The organism is Peribacillus sp. TH27, from assembly GCF_016650915.1.
GTDB classification, from domain to species: domain Bacteria; phylum Bacillota; class Bacilli; order Bacillales; family DSM-1321; genus Peribacillus; species Peribacillus butanolivorans.
Window position 1 is genome coordinate 88,870 of sequence record NZ_JAEKEV010000001.1, and the last position, 25,056, is coordinate 113,925.

General features: G+C 36.2%; 21 protein-coding genes and 1 pseudogene. 15 read left to right on the top strand and 7 right to left on the bottom strand.

Annotated elements, in window-relative coordinates:
- Positions 1-348 precede the first annotated feature (348 nt).
- Together JFU24_RS00495 and JFU24_RS00500 are read right to left on the bottom strand one after the other, a co-directional pair.
- Entirely contained in the window at positions 349-1,446 is a 1,098-nt protein-coding gene (locus JFU24_RS00495; RefSeq protein WP_201249261.1) for an AbrB family transcriptional regulator, read from the bottom strand.
- A gap of 26 nt (positions 1,447-1,472) precedes the next feature.
- The gene (locus JFU24_RS00500; protein WP_201249262.1) at positions 1,473-2,354 is read right to left on the bottom strand and encodes a LysR family transcriptional regulator; all 882 of its coding nucleotides are present in this window, start codon (positions 2,352-2,354) and stop codon (positions 1,473-1,475) included.
- Between the two features lie 264 nt (positions 2,355-2,618).
- Here JFU24_RS00500 and tcuA point away from each other — a divergent pair, with 264 nt between their 5' ends.
- The 3 genes and pseudogenes from tcuA (at position 2,619) to JFU24_RS00515 (ending at position 6,284) form a co-directional block, all read left to right on the top strand.
- Positions 2,619-4,130, top strand: coding sequence for an FAD-dependent tricarballylate dehydrogenase TcuA (tcuA, locus tag JFU24_RS00505; protein ID WP_242485222.1), 1,512 nt, complete (start codon positions 2,619-2,621; stop codon positions 4,128-4,130).
- A gap of 625 nt (positions 4,131-4,755) precedes the next feature.
- A pseudogene (locus JFU24_RS00510) lies at positions 4,756-5,759 on the top strand (IS1595 family transposase).
- Between the two features lie 87 nt (positions 5,760-5,846).
- Positions 5,847-6,284, top strand: a complete 438-nt coding sequence (locus JFU24_RS00515) for a VOC family protein (RefSeq protein WP_201225507.1) — start codon at positions 5,847-5,849, stop codon at positions 6,282-6,284.
- Positions 6,285-6,678: 394 nt separating this feature from the next.
- Here JFU24_RS00515 and JFU24_RS00520 read toward each other — a convergent pair whose 3' ends face one another.
- The gene (locus JFU24_RS00520; RefSeq protein WP_201225509.1) at positions 6,679-6,825 is read right to left on the bottom strand and encodes a hypothetical protein; all 147 of its coding nucleotides are present in this window, start codon (positions 6,823-6,825) and stop codon (positions 6,679-6,681) included.
- Positions 6,826-6,883: 58 nt separating this feature from the next.
- The gene (locus JFU24_RS00525; RefSeq protein WP_201225511.1) at positions 6,884-8,011 is read right to left on the bottom strand and encodes a 2-methylaconitate cis-trans isomerase PrpF family protein; all 1,128 of its coding nucleotides are present in this window, start codon (positions 8,009-8,011) and stop codon (positions 6,884-6,886) included.
- A gap of 148 nt (positions 8,012-8,159) precedes the next feature.
- Between JFU24_RS00525 and JFU24_RS00530 the strand changes: the two genes are divergently transcribed.
- A complete protein-coding gene (locus JFU24_RS00530) occupies positions 8,160-9,023 on the top strand; it encodes a LysR family transcriptional regulator (protein WP_201225513.1) in 864 nt (287 codons plus the stop codon).
- 250 nt (positions 9,024-9,273) lie between these two features.
- Positions 9,274-10,584 carry a CitMHS family transporter gene (locus JFU24_RS00535; protein WP_201225641.1) on the top strand — a complete coding sequence of 437 codons (1,311 nt, stop codon included), beginning with the start codon at positions 9,274-9,276 and terminating at the stop codon, positions 10,582-10,584.
- 91 nt (positions 10,585-10,675) lie between these two features.
- Here the strand turns inward: JFU24_RS00535 and yyaC are convergent, their stop codons facing one another.
- On the bottom strand, positions 10,676-11,248 hold the full coding sequence (yyaC, locus tag JFU24_RS00540; protein ID WP_201225515.1) for a spore protease YyaC: 573 nt from the start codon (positions 11,246-11,248) through the stop codon (positions 10,676-10,678).
- Between the two features lie 628 nt (positions 11,249-11,876).
- Positions 11,877-12,503 (bottom strand): hypothetical protein, encoded by a 627-nt coding sequence (locus tag JFU24_RS00545; RefSeq protein ID WP_201249263.1) that lies wholly within the window; start codon positions 12,501-12,503, stop codon positions 11,877-11,879.
- Between the two features lie 596 nt (positions 12,504-13,099).
- Between JFU24_RS00545 and JFU24_RS00550 the strand changes: the two genes are divergently transcribed.
- Positions 13,100-13,282: a hypothetical protein gene (locus JFU24_RS00550; RefSeq protein WP_201249264.1), complete on the top strand. Its 183-nt coding sequence runs from the start codon at positions 13,100-13,102 to the stop codon at positions 13,280-13,282.
- Between the two features lie 1,017 nt (positions 13,283-14,299).
- Here JFU24_RS00550 and JFU24_RS00555 read toward each other — a convergent pair.
- Positions 14,300-14,530, bottom strand: a complete 231-nt coding sequence (locus JFU24_RS00555; RefSeq protein WP_313889464.1) for a tyrosine-type recombinase/integrase — start codon at positions 14,528-14,530, stop codon at positions 14,300-14,302.
- Between the two features lie 107 nt (positions 14,531-14,637).
- Here JFU24_RS00555 and JFU24_RS00560 point away from each other — a divergent pair, with 107 nt between their 5' ends.
- From JFU24_RS00560 to deoC, 9 genes are all read left to right on the top strand, one after another.
- A complete protein-coding gene (locus JFU24_RS00560) occupies positions 14,638-15,138 on the top strand; it encodes a hypothetical protein (RefSeq protein ID WP_201225521.1) in 501 nt (166 codons plus the stop codon).
- A 1,156-nt stretch (positions 15,139-16,294) separates the two neighbouring features.
- Positions 16,295-16,606, top strand: a complete 312-nt coding sequence (locus tag JFU24_RS00565) for a hypothetical protein (RefSeq protein ID WP_201249265.1) — start codon at positions 16,295-16,297, stop codon at positions 16,604-16,606.
- A 228-nt stretch (positions 16,607-16,834) separates the two neighbouring features.
- On the top strand, positions 16,835-17,764 hold the full coding sequence (locus JFU24_RS00570) for a sugar-binding transcriptional regulator (protein ID WP_201249266.1): 930 nt from the start codon (positions 16,835-16,837) through the stop codon (positions 17,762-17,764).
- A gap of 19 nt (positions 17,765-17,783) precedes the next feature.
- Positions 17,784-18,818, top strand: coding sequence for a galactitol-1-phosphate 5-dehydrogenase (locus JFU24_RS00575; RefSeq protein ID WP_201183935.1), 1,035 nt, complete (start codon positions 17,784-17,786; stop codon positions 18,816-18,818).
- A gap of 2 nt (positions 18,819-18,820) precedes the next feature.
- Entirely contained in the window at positions 18,821-20,380 is a 1,560-nt protein-coding gene (locus JFU24_RS00580; protein ID WP_201183938.1) for an FGGY-family carbohydrate kinase, read from the top strand.
- Entirely contained in the window at positions 20,346-21,827 is a 1,482-nt protein-coding gene (locus tag JFU24_RS00585) for a sugar ABC transporter ATP-binding protein (RefSeq protein ID WP_201183941.1), read from the top strand. Before JFU24_RS00580 ends, JFU24_RS00585 begins: the two co-directional genes overlap by 35 nt.
- 18 nt (positions 21,828-21,845) lie before the next feature.
- Positions 21,846-22,823 (top strand): ABC transporter permease, encoded by a 978-nt coding sequence (locus JFU24_RS00590; RefSeq protein ID WP_201183945.1) that lies wholly within the window; start codon positions 21,846-21,848, stop codon positions 22,821-22,823.
- Between the two features lie 12 nt (positions 22,824-22,835).
- On the top strand, positions 22,836-23,831 hold the full coding sequence (locus JFU24_RS00595) for a substrate-binding domain-containing protein (protein ID WP_201225527.1): 996 nt from the start codon (positions 22,836-22,838) through the stop codon (positions 23,829-23,831).
- Between the two features lie 14 nt (positions 23,832-23,845).
- Entirely contained in the window at positions 23,846-24,511 is a 666-nt protein-coding gene (gene deoC / locus JFU24_RS00600; RefSeq protein ID WP_201249267.1) for a deoxyribose-phosphate aldolase, read from the top strand.
- Positions 24,512-25,056 lie beyond the last annotated feature (545 nt).

The window sequence follows — 25,056 nt, forward strand, 5'->3', positions numbered from 1 at the left end:
TTTTCAGAAAGAGACTGGTAGATTAATAAGTTTTACACTATGCTTATGCGCTTTTCTTTATTAAAGGTTAATACAGAGAGAGCAATAAGTTAAATACATATTTTTTTGGTATTGTTATCAAAATAATTTATTCTTTAAAAAAGAATGGAGACTAAAGCAATGAAAGCCACTGGAAAAGTGATTCATAACTATAGATTTTAAATTTAAATGCTACATTTAGTTTTATAAAGAAGGTCATCATCTAAATTATAGATGATGATCTTCTTTTCTTTATGAATCAGACTTTTTCAGTGCCTTTGAGCAAAGATCCCTCCTTTTTATTTAACATTTAGTTTTACTGAATTACTGTTAGTCTTTTTTTCTTAAACTTAATTTTAATACCAATCTTAGTAATGGAGGAACGGCGATATAAATAAAAGCCAACCGAAATAGTTGATAGCTGGTAACAGTAGATACATCAGCATTGACTTCATGTGCAATGATTCCCATTTGATCCATTCCACCAGGGGCTAAACTTAAAAAACCCGTAATAGATGATAAATCATAATACTGGGTCAGTAGAAAACTGAAAAACATTGTTGCGCAGATCAAAATTAGCCCGTTCATCAAAGCCAATAATATGGTTTTCTTTTTGTTGTCGAGTTGTTCCGGTTTTAATAGTAAACCGATATAACCGGCAACCATAAATTGAGATATATCAAGAAGTGAAGGGGGAAGCGGGGGTCCCTGCAAACCAAAAAGGCTTATTGCAGCAGTAACGATTACTGGTCCTAAAAAGTAAGGAGCTGGTAATTTGATTATTTTACCTATTCTTGCTGCGAGAAAACAAATAAGCGCGAACAGAAAGATAAGTGGAAATAATTCACTCCACTGTGGAATAACGTTATCCATTATTCTAGATGAGCCATTGGTACTTTCCGATGCAAAAAGGGGACTGGAAATTAAAAATGGAACTAAGAAAACAACCATGATCACTCTTGTAACATGGAAAAAGGTTACTGTTGTAATATCAATCCCTTTCATTTCTTCTGCAAACACAACGATTTGTGACAACCCTCCAGGAATACTGCTTGTTAAGGAGGTAGGATAGTCAATACCGGTAAGTTTTGACATGACAAAAGCCGAACATACACACACAAGGACAATTAAAATTGTAAGGATCAACATTGAGGGAAGGTGACTAATCATGTCAGAAAATGAGCTCTTGGTAAAGGAGATGCCAATTGAATAACCTACAATAATTAATCCTGTATTTCTAATCGAAACGGGCCAAATTAATTTAACGTTTTTGAAGCGTGACGTAATTAATAGGGCTGCCATTGGACCTAGAAGCCAGGGGATTGGCAACCTGATAAGAGAGAAAAGGCCGCCTCCAATAAAAGCAGTTACGATTGCAGCTAATAATTGGATTCCCCTGCTTACTCTATTTAAATCCCACTTTTTCATATTAATTCTCTTCCTTTGTATTAGATTTATTTCGTTTCGTCTTGTTTCCTTTGTTTAGAATCATTTAGAAAATCAATAAATGCTTTTACTTGAGCCAAATCCATAGTGACATCCCGATAAAAAATCCAAGTTTCTCTAAGCAAATAGCTATTATCGCTTAATACAACGGGGAAAGTATACAGTGGTTCATCATTCTTAATACAGATTTCTGGTAAAATGGCATATCCTAAACCATTAAGAACCATTTCTTTACATGTTTCTATCCGATCTACCTCCATTGAAACCTTAGGTGGTACTGTAAATGTTTCCTGCCACCAGTTTTCAATAGTTAGTTTTAACGATTGGTCTGTTTGATAATTCACTCTAGGAAGAAAAGGAAGATCTTTTAATTCAATTTTTTTACTGGAAGCAATGCAAATCTTTTCTTCTTGAAATAACACTTTATTTTCCTGCCATTTGTAAGGACCTCTAACTATCCCTAGGTGTGCTTCTTCTTTTTTAAGCATTTGATGAATTTCAGAACTCCATCCAGTTTTCAAACTAATTTCAACATCTGGATACAGGGTTAGAAATTCTTTTAATAATACTGGAAGTTTATATCGGGCAAACAAGCCAGATACACCCAAACGTAAAGTTCCTTTTACTTTTTCATCCAAATTTGAAATATGTTCTTTTGCATCTCGTAACTGGTTACTCATATCTCTTGAATATTGAACCAGATATTCGCCTTTAACAGTAAACTCGATACCTCTTTTTCCTCTAGAGATTAAATTTGTTTTAAATTCTTTTTCTAGCTGTTTTATACGGTAGGTTAAAGCTGGCTGCGAAATAAATAGTCGTTGTGCTGCCTTTGTTATATTTCTTTCTTCATGAAGAGTAATTAATATATGCCAGTCTTTTTCATCCATAATATTTTTCTCCTTTCTTCATAAAAAATATTTATAGGTAATTAAAAATAGCAATAATTTATTTGATTTCTAAAAGTATAATACAACTAATGAATGAAAGAAATCTATCTTTTTTTGTGTAAATCAATAATCTCACTAAGTATTTCTAGTATTTATCATAAAAATTTTTTATGTCAATAAATAAAAAAACAATATTATTTTTATTCTTTATTTTCACTTATTATTTACATGAAGAGTTATCACTACTTAGCAGGAGGGGTAAAAATGGAAAATACACAAAATTATGATGTAGTTGTAGTAGGGGCAGGAAACGCAGCTTTATGTGCCGCAATCTCAGCAAAAGAGGGCGGTGCTAGAGTTCTTGTATTAGAACGAGGACCAGTGGAAAAGCGTGGAGGAAACTCTTTCTTCACAGATGGAGCCATACGTGTTGCATACAATAATTTAGACGCAATCAGAAAAGTAATACCTGAATTAACAGACGTAGAAGCCGAGTTAATTGTTATGCCTGAATACGCTGAATCTGATTATTTAGATGATCTAATGCGAGTAACAGGTGGACAAAGTAATCCTGAATTAGCAAAACAGCTAGTTACTAAATCGTATGAAACAATTGCGTGGATGCGTGATCAGGGAATAAAATTTGAATTGAATTATGAAAATCAATCTTTCGTACAAGATGGCAAGCGCAATTTCTGGGGAGGACTGCCTATCAAAACGGAAGATAAAGGCGTTGGCTTAATGAGACAGCTCTTTGCGCGGACAGAAGAAATTGGCATCGACGTTTGGTACGATTCACGTGCTGTGGAGCTTGTATCAGAGAATAACACAATATCGGGTGTCGTTGTTGAGAAGGATCATACAATGGTAACAGTTCAGACATCCGGTGTGATTTTGGCTTGTGGCGGCTTTGAAGCCAATAAGAAAATGAGAAGTGAAAATATTGGTGAAGAATGGGAAGCGGCGATTGTTCGTGGAACCGAGTTCAACACAGGAGACGGCATCTCCATGGCTATGGCAGTCGGGGCTCAAAAATTTGGGCAGTGGTCTGGATGTCATTCGATTGGGACAGATTATAACGCGCCAAAAGTAGGAGACTTCACGAAGCCGGGAGATATTTTTAAAAAGCATTCTTATCCGTACAGCGTCATGCTTAATAATGAAGGGAAACGTTTTGTTGATGAAGGAGCAGATTTGCGAAATTACACCTATGCCAAATACGGCCGTGAGGTATTAAAACAGCCTGGACATGTGGCATATCAAATTTATGATGCACAGGTACGCCCGATGCTGCGTAAAGAATATGACCTTGAAGAAGCGACTATTTATAAAGCAGATACACTTGAAGAGTTGGCTAGTTTCCTGCCGGTCAATCAAACACAATTCCTTAAAACGATCGAAGAATATAACAGTGCCGTACAAGATGGCGAGTATAGACCCGCAGAGAAAGATGGCAAAGGAACGAAAGGAATTACCCCTCCTAAATCCAACTGGGCACTTCGAATTGAGCAAGGGCCATTCTATGCTTTCCCTGTAACGTGCGGAATCACCTTCTCGTTCGGTGGTTTGCATGTAGATGCTACGGGTCATGTGTTAAACAAAGAAGAACAACCGATAAAAGGTCTCTTTGCGGCTGGTGAAATGATTGGGGGGATTTTTTATGAAAACTATCCTGGTGGATCCGGGTTAATGTCTGGAGCAGTCTTTGGAAAATTAGCTGGTTCATCCGCAGCCCACTATTTTCAAGAAAAGGTTGAAGCGATCAATAATCATTGAGTCTTTTCCTTGCATAGTTAATTAGATAAGAATGTGTCCAAAAATTCTAGGGATACATTAAATAGAAGAATAAAAAACAGCCAAGGCTTAAAAAAGTTCTTGGCTGTTTGGTACTTCAAATATTAAAAGTCTTTATGCATTGACTAAAACTCATATCATATAGGGATATGAGTTTTAGTCAACCTTAGTAACAGTTTATCTATTGCAGTTTTTTCAGATGTAGTGATTGTATAGCTTTAGGCGTCCTGATAGGCTGACAATATGATTTTTCCTCTATTATAGCTATTCGATTTTAGCACCAGCTGAATAGATCAGCTGGGCATTATCGCGCATGAAGTCAGTGCTGACTTATCAACAGTTACCAGTTATCAATTATTTTGTATGATTATAATATATAGGTGTTCTTCCTATGCTTCGATTGATGCTAAAATTGAGCCTGTGAAAAAGGGCGGCCAGTCAATAAATAATGGCTTGGTTTGTGGATACTTTCCCTATAACAAGGATGAAAGATAACAATTAGTTTTCTTTTTGTTTGGCTGTGTTAAAGGTAAATGTTGATAATTGAAACCTCCCTGATTCCCTTATATAATTAATATAGGAACAAGTATTCGGGGAGGTTATAAGGATGGACAAGGCGTTTAGCAATTTATTAAATCACATTGATAAATTAACCCTTACAAAAAAAGAACAAGTCTATCAATGGGTAAAACGTTATGTTGATCCTTCTTCCTCTGTCGGTGGACGTTTAATCAATGAAATGAGGGAGACTCGCTTTAAAGATGGGTTTGAGTGCCTTCACTGTAATTCTGTGCTGTTCGATTCGGGAAATACAAAAATCTTGCAGGAAGACTTTTACAGACACAACAAATACCGTTTTGTTCCGCACTCGTAAAGACAACGAATGGATTACATTTGTTGATTGTATGTTCAAAGGCTATTCTCTACGAAAATCGGCTGAAATCGTAGGGGTTACTTGGGTTACGCTTTTTTATTGGAGACACAAGCTCTTGAACGCTCTTAAACAAATCGATTTTGAACAATTTGAGGGTATTGTCGAGGTCGATGAGACCTATTTCTTATACTCTCAAAAAGGTCAACGTGACATTACTGGTAGAAAACCCCGTAAACGTGGCGGCAGCTCCAAACACTGAGGAATCAGCCACGAGCAGGTTTGTGTTCTTGTTGCTAGAGATCGTACAAAAGCGACTGTTTCAAAAGTATCTTGTATGGGGCGTATTGTTAAGACGAAAGTTGAAAAAATGATTGGTTCAAAGTTGACACCCGAAAATGTACTTGTAATAGATGCTTGGAGAGCCTATAAAACGTATGCAAAAGAAAAAAGGCATTGAGCATAACAGAATTAAATCAAACGATGGTAAACACGTTATTAAGGGCTTATATCATATTCAAAACGTTAATGGTCTCCATTCCCGATTGAAACAATTCATAAACCGATTTAAAGGTGTCGCAACGAAGTACCTTGATAACTACCTAGCCTGGTTTTTGTTTGTCGATAGCCGCTGTAACGAAAACACAAAGCACAATATTAAAGATTTTCTATTATCATCATTTGTCTTTGAAATGACAGATACTTACGATAGTTTACGCTTATCAAAATTCGCTGTATAGTGCTTATTTAACAATCGTGACAGGAATTTGCAATAAGTTTGTTGAATAATTCTCCGATGAGCACTTGATCTCAAGGAGGTATGAGATATGAAGATCAATAGAATAGATCATGTGAGTATAAACGTAAATAATCTCTCAGAGGCTAAAGCGTTTTTTCTTGATTTAGGACTTGAAGTGCAAGCGGAATGGGAATTGGGTGGAGAACAGTTGGACCGAATAGTTGGGCTTAATGATGTTAAAACGGCATGTGTAGGATTGGGGATGCCAGATGGTCAGGCATGGATAGAGCTAGTCAAATTTTATACGCCATCAGATGAAAAAGATATTCAGCAACCTTTTGCAAATACGCTGGGTATCCGACATATTTGCTTTGCTGTTGAAGATATTGAAGCTATTGTTGCAAAATTGAAAAAGAAGGGCACGGAAATCTTTAGTGAAATACAGCAATATGAAGAAAGTTATAAGTTATGCTACGTTCGTGGTCCAGAGGGAATTATTTTAGAGTTGGCGGAGAAAATCAAATAAACAGACGATATGCTGACATATATATAGCAACACTTCCGCTTAACTAAACACACTGATATTTCAGACTGGACGGCTGTCTTTTATAGGGGCAGTCGTTCTTTCCCCTTGTTGGACAAACGGGGGCATTAGCTAAAAAAAAATGGGGAACCTTGACAAATGAAGGTTCCCCTAATTTATTATATAAAAAATCAACATTTAAATTTAACAGAGCCTTTTGTTTAATACTCTAGTAACCATGAAAATCTGGATTCAGTATCTATATCCTAAATTGTATAAGGGTGAATCGCTCCCCCAGGAAAATTTTCATCTATTCTCAACCCTATTTTATTATTGAATTTTGTAGGCATCGGTTAGTTGGAGATACATTAGAGTCTGAGCTCTATTGAAAACTCACTTATAAAAAACAAGGATCATTGAAGTAAACTATTTCGGAAAGAATTTTAGTGCCTTTCATATTTTTGAATAGTGCTTTCGCTTCTTTTTCTGTGTCAAATTCAAAAATTTTAATATTTCCTTTTAAAAAGACAGTGATGACCCACATTGCAAATCCTCCAAGTGATAGATAATTTTTTTTTGCGTAATTTGCAAATCAATTCAAATCAAGCTAATTGATAGGAAAGCTCGTAATTTTTTTTCGTGTACACGTAACCCTCTAAAATGATTCTCGCTGTGCGTACCACTTTAATAGCGCGTATGTGTCCTGCCAAAAAATCAACTTTTGTTTCCATTATCCCCGCCGGGTGGGCTAATCGAAAAATTTCCTGTTTGATGTTCACCATCTCAGATAAAATCGTTTCCTGTAAGTAAGCTCCTGCAGTTGCACAGATTGCTCCTGTAATAGCAAGCGCTTGATGGGGCTTTTGCATCGACATCATTCTGATCATCAAATCCATCTCTGACGCTTTTCTTTCCGATCCGTTTAGGTCGACGTAATCCATAGGAGGAGCAATTAGAGTCATTTTAGGCACAGCAGGAGATTGGACAGTTGCTGATTTCTTATCGGAAAATTGACACATTTCAGCTGCTATCGACCGGATTTCTTCTAGTTCATTTAATTTTTCCTGTGAATATTCAGTGGGCAATTCGCTTCCGTTTAGACCAATATCCTGTGCCCTTACAAAAACAAGTGGATTAGCAACATCAATAATTGAAACTTGAATCAGTCGATCCTTCGTTTTAATCATGTCAATCGGATTTCCTGTAGGGAATAGTTTTCCTGTGACTGCTCCTTCAGCACGAGTAAATGAAAGATAGATAGGTGATCCTTTACCAGGCACGCCTGGAATTGAGCAGCTACCTTCTGTTTTCACTTGTCCATTTTCAACCTCTACTTCTGCAATAATCAATTTCTGTGTATTCGAGTTAAAAATTCTCACTGTTGTAACAGGTTCTTTTGCCGGAACTATTCCGTGCTCAATTGCGTAAGGTCCTACAGCAGATGAAATATTACCACAATTTCCTTTAAAATCAACCATTTGATTATCGATGCTGATCTGCGCAAATGTATATTCCACATCGAATTCTGGTGAATCCGATTTTTTGATAATCGCTGCTTTACTTGTCAATGAATTCCCTCCTCCAAGACCATCAATCTGTCTCCGATCCGGACTGCCCATCACGTCAAGTAAGAAACCTTCCCAGTGTGAGCGATTCGAAGGCATATCTTCAAAGTTAAGGAACACACCTTTACTTGTCCCGCCGCGCATTACAACTACTGGTACTTTCATTGTATAACCACCTTTTCTCAACCCAATATTTATAGTACTACCGGTTCCATTGGGAATATAGTATGATAAGTTCTGTAATAAGTAAAATACATATTTTTTTAATAAAAATGATAAAAAAACTTATAATCTAAAAGTGGGAGATGGTTAAGTGGACGAAAAAGATTGGATTGCGATAAGGATACTATATGAAGAAAAAAACATTAGCCGTGCCGCAGAGCGTTTATATATATCGCAGCCGGCGTTAACGTATCGGCTTAAAAATTTAGAAAAAGAATTTAGCACGAACTTATTTTTCAAAATAAAAGGAGGCATTGAGTTTACTTCCGAAGGGATACATTTAGCGGGCTATGCGGAAGAAATGGTGAAAAAGTTGCAAAAAACGAAAGATTATATGCTGAATATGAAAAATGAGGTAAGAGGAACTTTAAGGCTTGGCGTTTCCAGCAACTTTGCCCAATATAAACTACCAGAAATATTGAAAAAGTTTTCAACACAATATCCTCATGTACAATTTAATGTGAATACAGGCTGGAGTACAGAAATCATGCATCTTCTGGATTCCTCTAGTGTTCAATTAGGCATTCTTCGTGGAAACTATGAATGGTATGGAATCAAATCGCTACTGCATAAAGAAAGACTTTGTTTAATTTCTAAGAAAGAGGTAGACTTGGATAACTTGCCAGAACTTCCATTCATAAATTATAAAACCGACAGTTCTTTAAAAAACTTAATAAATGGCTGGTGGCATGATAGATTCCCGGAGCCACCATTTGTAACTATGGAAACAGATCGGCAGGAGACGTGCAAAGAGATGGTCAAAAATGATCTTGGTGTTTCTATTCTGCCGGAAATATGCCTGCAGCCTTCAGATAACTTGCATACATACGGGTTATCCTACAAAAATGGGAAGCCGGTGTTAAGAAATACATGGTTAATGTATAACCAGGATTCTTTAAAACTCTCTACTGTGAAAAACTTTATTGATTTCCTGAATAAAAATTCCAATCTTTAACGAAAAAGCACAATGAATTATTGACAATTTCATTGTGCTTTTTCGATTTCTTAATTTAATATAAAATGGATTATAAGTTTTTTTTTCGAAAAAGTACAAAAAATATGTATTTCACTTATTTAACGATATGAACTATTCTAAAAAAAGAAAACAAAGAAACAGGGAAACAGAAAATATTATATAATATTTTTTAACTATTCAAACTTTTCGTTTGACTTGTAAGCGGTTTCTTTAATAGGAGGGGATTCATATTCTTACGTTACTTGGAATTTCAATGGTCGTTGTCTTTACTTATTTAATCATGTCTAAACGGTTATCACCTGTTGCTTCTCTTGTAGTCATTCCAATTATCTTTGCATTAATTGGCGGATTTGGTCCAGAGCTCGGAGATATGATGCTCGATGGAATAAAGGTTGTCGCACCTTCAGCCGCTTTGCTATTGTTCGCTATTTTGTTTTTCGGAGTTCTGATTGACGCTGGATTATTTGATCCACTTATTAAAACTATGTTAAAAATCGTAAAAGGGGATCCGGTTAAAATAGCGATAGGAACAGCAGTAATCGCAATGACCGTTGCCTTAGATGGTGATGGTACCACGACTCATATGATTACGATTTCCGCTATGCTGCCTCTTTACTTACGACTTGGTATGAATCCACTTATTCTTGGAACTATTTCTATGTTGGCTGTCAGTATTATGAGTGGTATGACTCCTTGGGGAGGACCTGCAACAAGAGCAATAGCATCTTTAGGTCTCGATGCAAATGAATTCTTTGTCCCGATTATCCCAACACTATTCGCAGGAATTGCAGCTATTCTTTTTACCGCTTATGTACTTGGGAAAAAAGAGCGCAAAAGGATTGGCGTTGTTAATATCGAAGCTGCACCTGAAATGAAAGGAGCTCTTGCTGAAGCAGCGGTAGCTTCCGCCATACAAGACGATTTAAAGCGCCCTAAATTAATATGGGTCAATCTTTTGTTGACGCTCACGGTTATGGTCGTTCTTGTAATGGGCATAGTACCGGTACCTGTGTTGTTTCTAATCGGGTTTGTGCTTGCTTCAATCATTAATTACCCTAATCTAGAACAGCAAAAAGAGCGAATCGTGTCACATGCAGGAAACGCTATAACCGTTGTCACATTAGTATTTGCGGCTGGTATTTTCACAGGGATCTTTTCGGGTACGAAAATGGTCGACGCCATTGCAAATTCATTAGTGGCCATCATTCCTGATTCTTTAGGCTCTTTTTTACCGATGGTCGTTGCGTTCACCAGCATGCCATTTACGTTCGTTTTATCCAATGATGCTTACTACTTTGGCGTTTTGCCAATTCTTGCCGAAGCAGGAGCAGCTTATGGAGTGAGTCCTTTAGAAATTGCCAGAGCTTCCGTACTGGGCCAGCCTGTACATTTCTTAAGTCCTCTCGTGGCATCGACTCTTTTACTAGTAGGGATGGTAAAGACAGATATCGGGGAACTACAGCGGTATGCATTTAAATGGGCTCTAATTTGCTCATTAGTCCTTATCATTGTTGCTATCTTGACAGGGGCTATTATTTAAGTATAATGTTATCTAATATTTTTCGAACTTAAACAAAGTAGGGCTGTGCCAAAACTAATTATTATTAGTGGTTTTGGCTCAGCCCATTCTTTTATTTAATTCCAGAAGTCTCGCCGGTCGCTTGAGTAATGATTTTTACGATTGTTTTCGCAAGGTTCATAACCGTGTATAGACGAGTATCATTTAAAAATTGCATGGTTGGCAGCGGATCTATATAGTTGACCATTCCTGTAATATGATAGTCTCCCACTTCCGGCAATACTTTTTTTAAAGCTTTCCCTGGGACAAGAGGTCCATCCTTCAAGAAAACATAACCGACCTGGTTTTGATCCCCTAAACAAGCATCCACACTAAAAATAAGAGGCTTTTTGAATTGTTTTTTAATTTCTTTCAACGTGTCTTCTAAATTAAATGCATGAACGGGATTTTCCAAAGTGCCGTAAACACGATAAGGCACCGTGTGTTCTTTAAGCATTGTCCCCACTAAAGGGCCTAATGAATCCCCAACTGATCGGTCTGAACCAATACACAGAAAGATTACATCTTCATTTTGACATCCTGAAGATTGAATAATCTCTTTGACTTTTAATGCTAAATTCTTTATTTCTTCGCCTTTTGGTTCCACAGAATTAATCTGCTCCTTCTTCTTGTAAATTAGACTCATCTTGATTCCCCTTTATTCCATTATACGAACAAAAAAGATATCATGCATGTAAAGATAAGCATATACTTAAGAATGATGGTTCTTTTTCAATTATTAGTATTTAACACTCTGAAAAAAGTAATTCTATTATTTTCTTCGCTTCTCTTATGCTTTATTATAAGAATCCTCAATATAAAAATGAAATTTAAAAGATATGAACTAACAATAAGATTCTTATGCTGTGATTCGCTCTCTGACTACATGAAATGTTTAAGTGGATGCTCCATAATATAACAAACAGTAATATATATATGTTATTATAAAGCCCTCGAATTCTATTAAATTCGAAGGCTTCTTGATTGCCAGAAATCAGTATTATGTAAACTAAAGGACCTTTGTGTATTTTCTATTCCTCCCAAGACGATCACGAACTTAAGGAGCGGGCAATTCCAACCCTTAGGCTTACCAATGTTTATTTAGATATTGATCAGGTGGAGTTTTAACGGCGTATAATGCAATGAAAGATATGATTAAATATATGGAAGAAATGAACTGCACCCCAATTGTTAGACACAAACTACAATTAGGGTGCAGTTCACTATTTGAAGTGTCTTTTTCTGTTTAACTATTGGTTTTATTATTGGTTTTATTATCGCTTACGTTTCAACAGATCATTAATATAATTTATGATAGTTGCAATTACTGTAAGATCAATGATTTTATAAAGTGTAATATGAACAATTTGTATAAATTGTAAAGAAAAATATTTATTGAATGTTTTAATTGTGTTTGAAAGCTCCTCGTCATTAATTGGTAATGAATAACTTATTGCAAAAGTTAAATAGAAACCCTTAAAGGGGGATAATTGAATGTCATAGAAAGTTGCTAATACTAAGCTATAACACAATCCAAAAAGGTAATTAGGGGCTAGTAGTAACACTACCAGAAAACCTAGTAAGATCAAAATATTTGTTTTTTGTCCCGGCTCTGAAATATTTTTTATTATTCTATAACCTAAATCAATCAAAATCAAAATGAAAAAGACAATTACAATGACTAAAAAAAGAATAATGATGTATTTCTCTATTAATTCATTACCAGTAATTTTATATAGTTCAATGCTTATTACCTTAATGCTTTTTAAACTAATCATCATAATAATAAATAATAATAAGATTCTTATGAGAAAAATAAAGACAGGGTTTTCTTGAAATTTGGGTATTTTTAAGCCAATAGTAAAAATGATAATTGAAATACCCAATAAAAAAGTTGACAAAATATAACTCTTTAAGAGTGTAACTGGTAATAGAGCATCATTATAGTAAATATAATTATAATAAACTTATGCATATATAATCCCCCTATACAATAATTTCAAAATTCTACTAAAAGATTATTATACTGTTATTTGTATAAACCTTTTATTGAAACTTTTGTTTTTAGTGCAATTGTCTTAGGGGTGAGAATGTGACTATTGCAGAAAGGAAATATCGAAAATATAAGGATGGGTGATAATGAATTCAATAAAGGATGAAGCTACAATATCCGCCGAAGTTATTTTCGAATATTAAAAAAATACCGTTATTTCTGGTCATAAATTTTGTAAATTGTTCTGAGAATAAAATACTTTTTTCGTTTTCAATAATATCGAAGGATTAATATTACCGTGTAAGGAGAATTTATAAAGTGTGAGTAATGAAAAATGATAACGTGACATCGTGTTTGATAGAATTATATAGCGTTCTTTCTTATCCCCGAACATAAAAAGAGGTTAGTTCGAGGGAGTCGAAATAACTTTTCAATAATGTGAATTATGGTAGGGCAAGGTAAGGTATTAAATAAAAAAATAAAAAATGAAAGGGAGTAGAAATAATGAATGAAATACAAAACTCCCGATACCTTGCACAAATAAAAAAAACTACGGAAGAACCAGAGAAAAAGAAAATTGCTCCTATTAAAATGCTAATAAAACAACATGGAGAGACAAGCAAAAGTTTAGCGACCAATAAACAAAATAATCCATTGCTATATAATCAAAGCTCGGAAGAAATATAAAATCCATAGAAGAGCGAAATACAAAGATAATGATCCTATTGGAGTGGCAATAGAACAGCTAATAGAAAAACAAAGGGAGTTAATCAAACATCAAACAGCTGAGGAACAAAATAACTAAACCAAATGTTTAAGGTCGATTCTCCTACTTGGAAATCGGTTTTTTTATTTTGCTCAACAAAGGGTGTGGTGTCACAACTTTATCCGGTTTATAAATAATTTTTATAAGAAATGTAAAGGATGCACCGCTCTTACTTTAATAGAGGGGAAGCACTGCTGGATGAAATTATCAGCCAGGATACACGTTTAGTAGTAAAAGTTAAATTTATAGAAGGTGTATAGTTCTGCATACTTTGATTTGGCCTAGCAACAAGAATTAGAAGGCATAGTGTTTAAGTGTAAGGATTCTCGTTATGAGATAGGGAAACGCAGTCAATCATAGCTAATATGATGATTTACTGATAATGGGGCTAAGGAAAGGCGAATTTGGGCTTTTACTATCCTTTCAAGATGGTAAACTAGCTGGACTTATGGAGTTCATACCACTAGCTGAACGTAAAAAATTATACCGTATATAGAGCTTAGGGGAAAAGAGCCTCTAGGCTTTTTTTATTGTTAACTGAAATGAACGAAACTGTTAACTCACTAAACTTTATGGTTCAATGATGTATCATTCAGAAAAAACGACCTATATGTCCGGAAATTATTCGTTATGTAAGTAAGATTTACTTATATAAAAAGGGAATCTTATAATACAGTGCAAGGGGGTTATATCTTTAAGAAGCTCACCCTTTGAGACAGCATAAACTCCTCGATACCAAACCTTAAAAGACAAAAAAAGACCTCCTCCCAGTTTCTCTGGAAAGAGGTCTTCCTGTCATATATAAGCCGGTAAGTGAAGTGAAACCACTGTACAGCTTTAGACTCAAAAATTGAAGTGATAAGGATTATTAGCTTTGAGAGTTAGCATTTAACTGCCAGTATAGTACATTTTCATACTATCAAATCAAAAATTCACTTCTACCTACGCTTATCCAAAAGCTCGGCGGCCTTTCGAGCCTTTTCCCGTGACGTATTTATATAAAGAAGGGAAGTATCAGATGAGATGTGCCCCAATTGAGCCATAATTAAAGGTAAATCCCCATTGGTTTGCTCCGCTAGATTCGTAGCATAATTATGTCTTAATTTATGCGGAGACATCCTCTTGTCGAAGGAGTTGGTATAAACAGCATATGAAGAAGCGGCCGGTATACTGAAACCATCTGAATCCCAACGCCCAAAACGATTTGAGTATTATCATTCTAGTCAAGATATCGTTTTATTTCAGAAATTCCATTCAAGCAAGGTGCCTGAAGCACGTGTTATACGGAATAAGGACAATGGATGGGGTTTTTACTTATCCCTTCTTCAAATGGTTACCATTTGAAGAAGGGATAAGGGAGTATCAGTTAAAGCCGGTCTATCCCATTCATCAATCCACTTTGGAGTATAAAGGCTATGTACAGCTAGAAATTCCGAAGGATGCCGTTGTCTTTTATCCATTCGTGGACTATTTATATGAAACATGGGGAATGGAAAACATACGATTGCGGGAACAGGATCACACGATCCTACTCTTCATTCGGGCAGGGGAAAGACCATTAACGACAAAGGGTTTCTTTGCGGCTGATATCCTGCCATTTTTAATAAAAGGAGACATCTATAATGAAGAGGGTCACCTGATTTTTCGAAGTTCTTATCGAAAAACTAGTTTGGAATTACCCATTGATCTATTAGAAAGTATAACAGAGTTAGCTGAACAAGAAGGAATCAGTATGAGTAAGTGGGTAGAGCAAAAATTCTCATCACTACTAAAGTGATTTTGATTGAGGAAAGGAGTTATTGGCTTCATTCAAAAAACTATATGTTATCGAAACTTAGATTTGTTGTAATAACTCAAAATACGAGATGTAGATTTACGAGATATACAATAGGATATCTCGTAAAATGGTGTGTTTCTAAAAGCTTCTATATTAAAACGAATGAACCATTATCCATAAAACAAAAGTTAATTCCGCTGTAGAGCGAATCTCAGCATTTGAAAATTAGAAATATAAAGATAATCTATGCCTTAATGATGGAGTTTTGAATAATGGGTTAAATTTTAACTTTCAACTTGCATGGGTAATTCCTGATATTCCATGTAATAATTGCCTACTGTATTTTTGAACAAAAAAACAAATCCATAATAAAGGCAAACCTGACTATTTAAGTAATTATTAACAAAATTTTCCGTAATATAAAATGATATTAGCATTTTTAGAGATGTTTGATTTTTAATTGGTCACATAATCAATGAATAGACTATCCTGCCTACAACATTCAATTGGGAAAACACTCTTCTCGAACTGATTCGAGTTGGCTACTATATCTGAACCTACGAAAGGAGACTTTTAATTGGTTCAGCTATTATTAGGATTTGTTGTGTGAAACAGTAAAAAGGAGTTTACTGAGTGAAAAAACATGGCTTTAGGTTTAAATTTAAACTATCCTTTTCTAGTGAAAACAAAGGTAAAATTAAGGCTAGTCTTGGACAGGGAAAAAATTTTAGTCTTAGGCTTCAACTTTGTGTTAAATGTAGAGAAATTCTTTTTGTATGTATGGGTAAAGTTGTAGTATCCGTAGCCCCTATGCTGCTGTCTAGTCATTTGATCGTCATTTTAATGGAGTCTTTTTGAAGAGTCAGAATCCCTACATTTCCCCATCCATCTTGGTTAAATGAAAAAGTTCCGACGTTTTTTGAGTTAAAAGAAACATTGTTCTCAAAATTTGCTACATAAAAAGGTGGCGAATAAATTAGGATTCTTACCCGCTAAGAAATTAAATTACTATTACCATGGTGTGAATTCTGTTTCTGCTTTTTATGATTTGTTTCAATATTTTGACGGGAACTTCGTACAGTTAAAGAACGAAAACGATATGATCGTAATTCGATATATAGACAGAAAAGGTTTGTATAAAGTAGGAGAAATGCTTATGGATCATAGAAATAATATAAATTTCATATCTATGTACAAAAAGAACAAGAAATACCCGTCGCTTAAATTTCCTGTCAAAAAGAACGACAAATGGAAAGTTGAGTACGGTTCGACTCGTCAAGTAGTAGAAACGAATGCAAGTATCAATGGTCTTAAGAATGTTATTGTTGTGAAAGAGTGGTATTCTGATGAATTTGGAACTACTTACTATTATTACCACAAGGATTACGGCGAACTTGGAAGGACCTTTAAAACAGGTAAAGTCAAAACAACGCCTGCTATCGATCAAATACTGTACAACATTAAATAACAATAAATCTAATGGGTGAGCAAACCATGTTTGCTTGCTTTTTTTGATACTTGGTTTTGCCAATATAAAAATTTCGTGTTAATAAACAAGAGTTGTTTCTTATTTAAACACAATTGAAATTATGTTCAAAAATATATAAAGCGTTTTCATTTATCAGAAAATTACTTATAATCTAAATATGAAATTAATTTTAACGAGTGAACATAATTTCTCAGAAGGGAGGATGAAATGTACTCAAATGAAGAAATGATTGTAATAGCAAAGATGTATTATGAGATGAATCTTACACAGAAGGAAATAGCAGAAAAACTAAGCTATTCAAGACCAACAATAAGCCGGATTATTGATGCGGCGTTTAAAGCGGGGATTATTGATGTCAAAATAAATTACTCACTCAACTCAGTTCAGGAGTTAGCAAATAAGATAAAGGAAAAGTATAAATTAAAAAAAGTGTTCGTTTTACCGGTTTATGTAGATGACGTCCCACTCATTCAAAATGATATAGGCAAAGCGGTTGCAGGATATTTATATGAAATCTGTGAGAGTCACTCGATTTTAGGTGTTTCTTGGGGGACATCCATGAGTTACGTTATTCCTCATTTAAAGGAAAAAAAATTACCCTTTATGAAAATAGTTCAATTAAATGGGGGAATAGCTAAGAGTAACTTTTCCACAGGATCAGGGGCGCTGCTTGAAAAGTTTTCAGAGGCGTTTTCTGCCGACCATTATCTTTTACCCGTTCCATCCATTGTGGATACTTCGATTATAGCTGATTCAATTATGACAGATTCTAGTATTGAACAAGTATTAAATCTCGGTAAAAAAAGTAATATTGCGGTATTTGGAATCGGGAATGTGTCATATGAATCAGTTCTCTATAAAGGTGGGTATTTTAAAGGAGATTCGTACGAAACATTAATGAATCAAAAAGCAGTAGGCGATATTTGTTCAAGATATTTCTCGTTGGTGGGGGAAATTGTCGATAAAGACTTGAACAAACGAACCATTGGGCTAGAGTTAGAAGAATTACGAAATAAAGAGTTTTCAATCGCCTTAGCTGCAGGCAAGGCAAAAGCCGGGAGTGTAAAAGGGGCTTTAAATGGAGGGTATGTAAACGTACTTTTCATAGATGAAGAATTAGCAAAAGAAATAGTTTAATTTAAATGGGGGAAAAATCATGAAAGCAGTCAAATTGTACGAGCCAGGTAATTTACAGGTAGAAGAAGTAGAATTACCGTCAATCTCGGAAACAGAAGTATTAATTAAAGTGAAGGCAATCGGAATTTGTGGATCAGATATTCCTAGAGCACTAACAAAAGGTGCTTACTATAAAGGGTTAACACTAGGTCATGAATTTTCAGGACAGATTGTAGAATGTGGATCAGATGCTTCGGAATGGTCCGTCGGAGATCGTGTAACTATTGCTCCGTTAGAACCTTGTATGGAGTGCGTTTATTGTAAACAAGGAAAATTTGGTTTATGTGACACATACAACTATTACGGTTCAAGAACAGATGGTGCAATGGCGAACTACATTAAAGTAGGAAAAGCTAATATCCTGAAGCTTGAAGATACTATATCGTACGATGCAGGAGCAATGGTTGATCCGGCTGCAAATGCAGTTCATGGACTTTGGAGAGGAAACCTAAAAAAAGGTGATACAGCTGTAGTTATGGGACTTGGAGCGATTGGAATGTTTGCCGTGCAATTTGCACGTGAAATGGGTGCAAAAGAAGTTATTGCTGTTGATATTTTCGAGGAGAAACTTGAAATTGCTAAAAAGCTAGGAGCAGATCGGGTAGTCAACTCGAAAAAGAAAAATATAGTGCAGGTATTAATGGATACTCACGTGGACTTTGTTATTGATACATCAGGTTCTCCGATTGCACAAGATCAAGCGGTCTTGATTACTGGGAAAATGGGACGTGTTGTATTTCTTGGAATCTCTAATCAGCCATTAACCCTATCTGCTAAAACAGTTGATCGTCTATTACGATATGAAATTGGTATTCACGGCTCTTGGAATTCTTTTTCCGATCCCTTCCCTGGTAAGGAATGGTCATATGTGATTGAGAGTATGGCACAAGGGAAGATCAAAACCGAAGAAATTGTGTCCCATCGTTTTGATTTAGACGAAACACCAGCCGTGTTTAAAAAAATAAAAAACAAAGAAATTGTTTTTAATAAAATTTTGCTTTACCCCGGAGAATAATTATGAAGAACGATATCGTACTAGGTATTGATTTTGGAACACAGTCTTTAAAAGTTGGTGTCTACACAGTAGAAGGAAAGCATGTTTATACGGCAAGCGCTTCTTATCCAACATACCATAGAAAAAATGGGTATTCCGAACAAAATGCGAACGACTGGTGGGGAGCGCTGCAGAAGGCCATGCAATACGTTACTCAAGCGGTCGATTCAAAAATGATAAAAGGGATATCGCTTTGTGCTACCTCTTCAACCGTTGTCTTAACAGACGAAAGCTTGAATCCGACAACCCCAGCACAATGCTGGATGGATCAGCGGGCTACAGCCGAAGAAGAAGAGATTAATAGTAATCAGCATTTTCAAGTGGAAAATCATCTGCTATTCTCTGGCAAGAAAACATCAGTTGAGTGGATGACTACAAAATCCTTATGGTTGAAAAAGCATTATGACTTAACAGGCAAAAGAATCGTCGAACAAATTGATTGGATCAATTATCAATTAACAGGAGAGCTTGTGGCATCAAAATGTAACGCCAGCTGTAAATGGAATTATGTTGATCGACTAGAAGGATTTTCTGAATCCTTCTTCAAGGAGATTGGTCTTGAAGGCATTACTGAACACTGGCCTTCAAAAGTTCTGAGTGTCGGTGATCAAGTGGGTAACATAACATCCAATGCAGCGGAGTATTTAGGCTTGGTTACAGGAATACCGGTTTTTCAAGGAGGCATTGATGCCCATATCGGTATGATTGGCTCAGGGGCTCTTGAGCCTGGTCAGCTCAGTATGATTACAGGTACAAGTTTTGTTCACTTAATGCACCACGATAAACCAGTTTTTAATGATTCACTTTGGGGTCCTTATGATTCACCGCTTCTTGAGGAACACTGGCTTCTTGAAGGTGGTCAATTATCATGCGGATCTATCATTTCATGGTTTCTACAAGAGTTTTATGGACACCGGACGGACAAAAAAGAAATTTACAAAGAACTTGAAATGGAAATTAATAAGATTGATCCAGGTTGTGAAGGGTTGCTCGTTTTAGATAGTTGGAAAGGGAATCGAACGCCATATAAGACGCCATATGCTACTGGTGCCTTTGTTGGTCTTACACTATCACATAACAAATATCACATTTATAGAGCCATTCTTGAAGCGATTGCGTTTGGTACAAAAAATGTAATCCGAACCATGAATCATTCTTCGATCCCAGTTGAAAGAATCATTGCAGGGGGTGGTGGAACACACAATGCTTGCTGGATGCAAATCATTAGTGATGTCATTGGACTTCCAATCTCGATTCCTAAAGATATTGAAACCGGTTCAAAAGGAGCAGCCATTATCGCTTCATACGGTCTAGGATTCCACCCCACCTTGAAGGATGCGTCGATATCTATGGTAGAGATGGAAAAAACCTATTACCCAGATATGGAGAAAACAAAAAAATACGATAAGTTATTTGAAATCTATTTACATTTAAATCAGGTATTATTTCCTATTATGAAACGATTGAAAAATGGAGGGGGTGACCAGAGTGAGCAACATACTCGAAATGAAGCAAGTGTCTAAATCTTTTCCAGGTGTGAAAGCGGTGCAAAATGTAAACTTCACTCTTAAAAAAGGAGAAGTACATTGTCTAATTGGGGCGAATGGAGCTGGAAAATCTACTTTAATGAAGATCTTATCAGGTGTATATACAAAAGATGAAGGCGAGATAAGATTAGAAGGAAAGCCGGTAACAATTAAAACACCTGTTGATAGTATGTCTCTTGGAATCTCAACTATTTATCAGGAGCTCTCCCTAGTAGAAGAATTGAGTTTAGCAGAAAATATTTTCCTTGGAAACTATCTAAAGCCAAATGGAGGCTTTGTAAAATGGAGAAAGATTAATGAAGAGGCAAAAAGGCTATTTTCTGTACTAGGATTATCTGTATCACCTACCATGCAAACATCTAAGGCCAGTATGGGTTTAAAACAAATGACGGAAATCGCAAAAGCCATAGCAGCTGAATGCAAAATAATAATCATGGATGAACCCTCAACTGCATTGTCCAATGATGAAGTGTTAAAACTATATGATGTTATTAAACTATTAAAAAAACAAGGGTATACGATTGTTTATATTTCTCATAAACTCGAAGAATTATACGCTGTGGGAGACCGGGTAACCGTACTTAGAAATGGAAAATGGGTTATCACAGATGAGATGAAGAATCTCGCACAGCCTGATTTAATCCGCCACATTACCGGACGTTCTATTGAAAAAAGGGATAAGGTCCATACAGAAACAAATAGGGAAGAATTCTTAAAAGTGAAAGGGTTTACAAATCATAAAATACAAGACGTTTCTTTTTCAGTAAGTAAAGGAGAAATCGTTGGTTTATACGGACTGGTAGGTTCTGGAAGGACGGAATTACTAAGAGCGATATACGGAGCAGATCCGATACAAGCAGGGGAACTAATGATGGATGGGATGAAAAAGAGTATATCCTCTCCACAAAAAGCAGTGGATGCTGGCATGGGACTTGTGCCGGAAAATAGAAAAACTGAAGGGGCTAACCTGGACTTGTCCATTTTAGAAAATGCATTTCTGCCTTCCCTTCACACCTTTTCTAAGCGGAGTTTTGTAAAACAACAGCAAATGAAAATGGTTATGCAAGAGATGATTAAGAAATTAAATATTAAAACAAGCGGTAGTGATGTGCCCATGAGGAACCTAAGCGGGGGCAATCAGCAAAAAGTCATAATTTCCAGGTGGCTCATTAATGAATCCAAACTTCTACTATTCGATGAACCTACGCAAGGAATCGATGTAGGAGCAAAAGACGAAATTTATGGCATTATGAAGGAACTTTCAAATCAAGGGACTAGCATAATAATGGCAACATCAGAAATTGAAGAATTACTCACCGTTTGTGACAGGGTACTGATAATGTTTGAAGGTAAGTTGATCAAGGAATTTTCGCACCCTTCCAATTATAAAAGCGAAATTATGAATATCGCCGTATCTGGTTAATACAAAAGGAGGCGTACTATGAATGCAAATATAGAAGTAGCTCGAGTAAAGCAAACAAAATCCCTTTCAATTAAGAATATTTTAAAGAAGTATAATCTTTTCTTTATCTTTTTAGGTTTCATCCTGATTGGCAGCATACTATCTGATCAATTTCTTTCTGTACAAAATTTACTGAATCTTCTTCAACAGTCTTCTTTTGTAGGAATCGTTAGTATTGGAATGACGTTTGTCATTTTAGTTGCTGGTATTGATTTATCTGTTGGAGCAGTGTTAGCGCTAACAGGCATGTTAGTATCGATTTTGCTCGGTACAGGAATGAATCCTATACTAGCCATAGTCATTACACTTATAGCAGGAGCCTTCTTGGGCTTCGTAAATGGATTTGTTTCCACTAAATTTAAAGTTCCGGCCTTCATCGCAACTCTTGCCATGATGGTAAGTGCAAGAGGACTTGCCTTACTATCAACAAATGGAGAGCCAATATACGATCTCCCGGAAGGCTTTACAGCATTGGGCGGGAATGTTTTTGGAAAGATTCCATTCACCGCGATTGTTTGGATTGCTTTAACGATTGTAGCCCTGGTGGTTTTAAAATACACAACATTCGGAAGAAAAATATATGCAGTAGGCGGAAATGAAGAATCATCTAGACTCTCGGGTATTCCAGTCGAGAAGTATGTTACATGGTGTTTCGTAATCGCAGGGTTGTTAGCGGCAGTGGCCGGCATTCTCATGAGCGCGTGGCTAACCGTCGGACAACCAACGGCTGGTACTGGTCTTGAGTTAGATGTTATCGCGGCAGTTGTCATAGGTGGTACAAGCCTTATGGGCGGAAAAGGTAGCATAGGTGGAACATTCATTGGTGTGCTGATCATGAGCATGATCGTCAATATCTTCAACCTGTTAGGTTTATCATCTTACTACCAATCTATATTTATGGGCTTAATCATTGTACTAGCATTAATTATGAACCAATATATCATTAATAAAAAATAAGGGGTGTTTAATTTGAAGAAAAAGTGGATGACAGGTTTAGTGGCAATGGCACTTACGTTTACGTTAACGGCATGTGGAGGCGGTGCAGCAAAAGACTCTGGTTCAAACACAAGTAAAGATGGAGGTGGTGAATCATTAGTGATTGGTTTCTCCCAAGCAACTCTTGAATCTCCTTTTTATACATCATTGGTTGATGGAGCTAAAGCAGAAGCTAAAAAAGAGAACGCCGAATTAATCGTAGTGGACGCTCAAAATGATATAGAAAAACAAAATACAGATGTGCAATCTCTTATTACAAAAGGAATCGATGTTTTGCTCATTAATCCGGTCAATCCATCAGCTGTAGCACCCGCTTTAAAAGCAGCTGAAACAGCGGGTATACCAGTTATCACAGTGGATCGTCAAACAAAAGAAGACGTCGTTTCTTATATTGGCAGGGATAATGTAGAAATGGGTCGTCTTGCTGGTGAAAAAGCTGTCGAGCTTCTAGGGGGTAAAGGAGCTACCGGTAAGGTTATTGAATTACAAGGGGACGCTGGTGGCACAGTTATGAAGGCTCGTCATGATGGATTTCATGAAGTTGTAGAGAAAGAAAAGGGAATTAAGATTATTGAAGGTCCTTACAGTGAGTATATACGTGCAAAAGCCGTTTCATCTATGCAGGATTTACTGCAGGCTCATCCGGATGTAAAACTGGTATACGCTCATAATGACGATATGGCACTTGGGGCAATGAAAGTATTAGAGCAGGCAGGAAAACTGAAAGATGTTAAAATTGTTGGAATCGATGGGTTAATGGAAGCCGTGAAAAAAATTGAAGCAGGCACGTTTCATGCAACAGTTATCAACGATCCGATTTCCCTTGGGACACTTGCTATCCAAACAGCAATCAAAACAGGAAATGGAGAAGACGTTGAAAAAGTAATGAATGCAGATACAGGATTAATTGATGAAAAAAATGCAACGAACTATGTGGACGATTCGAAAAAATTCGCGGAAATAAAATAATGGAGATGAATGAATTGAATTATGTAAAATTGATTGATCATACTTTACTTAAAGCAGAAGCCAAGAAAGAAGACATTATTAAGTTATGCGAAGAAGCAAAACAATTCGGATTTGCCTCCGTATGTGTGAATCCATCTTGGGTAGCGAAGTCAGCGGAAATCTTACATGACACGGATGTAGAGGTTTGTACGGTCATTGGTTTTCCATTAGGTGCGAATACTCCTGAAACAAAAGCGTTTGAAGCAAAAAATGCACTGGAGAATGGAGCAACAGAAGTCGACATGGTCATAAATATAGGGGCTTTGAAAGATAAAAATGATGAACTTGTCGAACACGATATACGTTCAGTAGTTGAAGCGGTGAAAGAGAAGACAATAGTGAAAGTGATTATAGAAGCTTGCTTGTTAACAGATAAAGAGAAAATGCGAGCTTGTGAATTATCGGTAAAAGCTGGTGCCAACTTTGTTAAAACTTCAACAGGTTTTTCCTTGCATGGAGCCACTGTTGAGGATGTCTCTTTAATGAGGAGATCTGTTGGACCAAATATCGGAGTGAAGGCTTCAGGGGGTGTCCGAAACCTTCAAGATATAGAAGCTATGGTAGAGGCAGGGGCAACTAGAATAGGGTCTAGTTCAGGTGTCCAAATATTTACTGGAAAAGTAGCCACTCCTGACTATTAATAAATGTCGGAATACAATATTAAAGATTCTTAAAAATAGAATTACTTTCTTAAGAAGTTAGCTTATACCTTATCATTGTGAGCAGAAAGTTTACACTCATTCTCTTACTCAATAAAACTAAAGGTCGGTGTTTCCTTCGCGTAAGAAATATTAGCCTTTTTCATCCTTAAATTAGGGGGGGTTAATTCATTAATAGTCTACCGAGGTTATGTTAAATGACGAGGTAGTAGGGATATATAATGACTGCTTTTAGAGTAAATGAAGAAGGAGGTTTAAAATCGCCGTTAAGGTATCTGCCTCTGCTCAAAAGCTTGACTACGGGGGTTCGAATTGCCTTCGCATTGAAGGGATTTAAAAACCTATACGGGTTATATGCGAAGTTCACCATGGTTTTCAAGATCCTAAATATTTATATGACCTACCAAAGGGAATGTGTTCTGGAAAGAGTATGATTGAAAATTGGATACTAAAAAAGAGAATTAAGGTAGCTTGAATCAGATGGAATTAGACGCTAACCTTAGTGATATAGGGCTAAACCTAAGAAA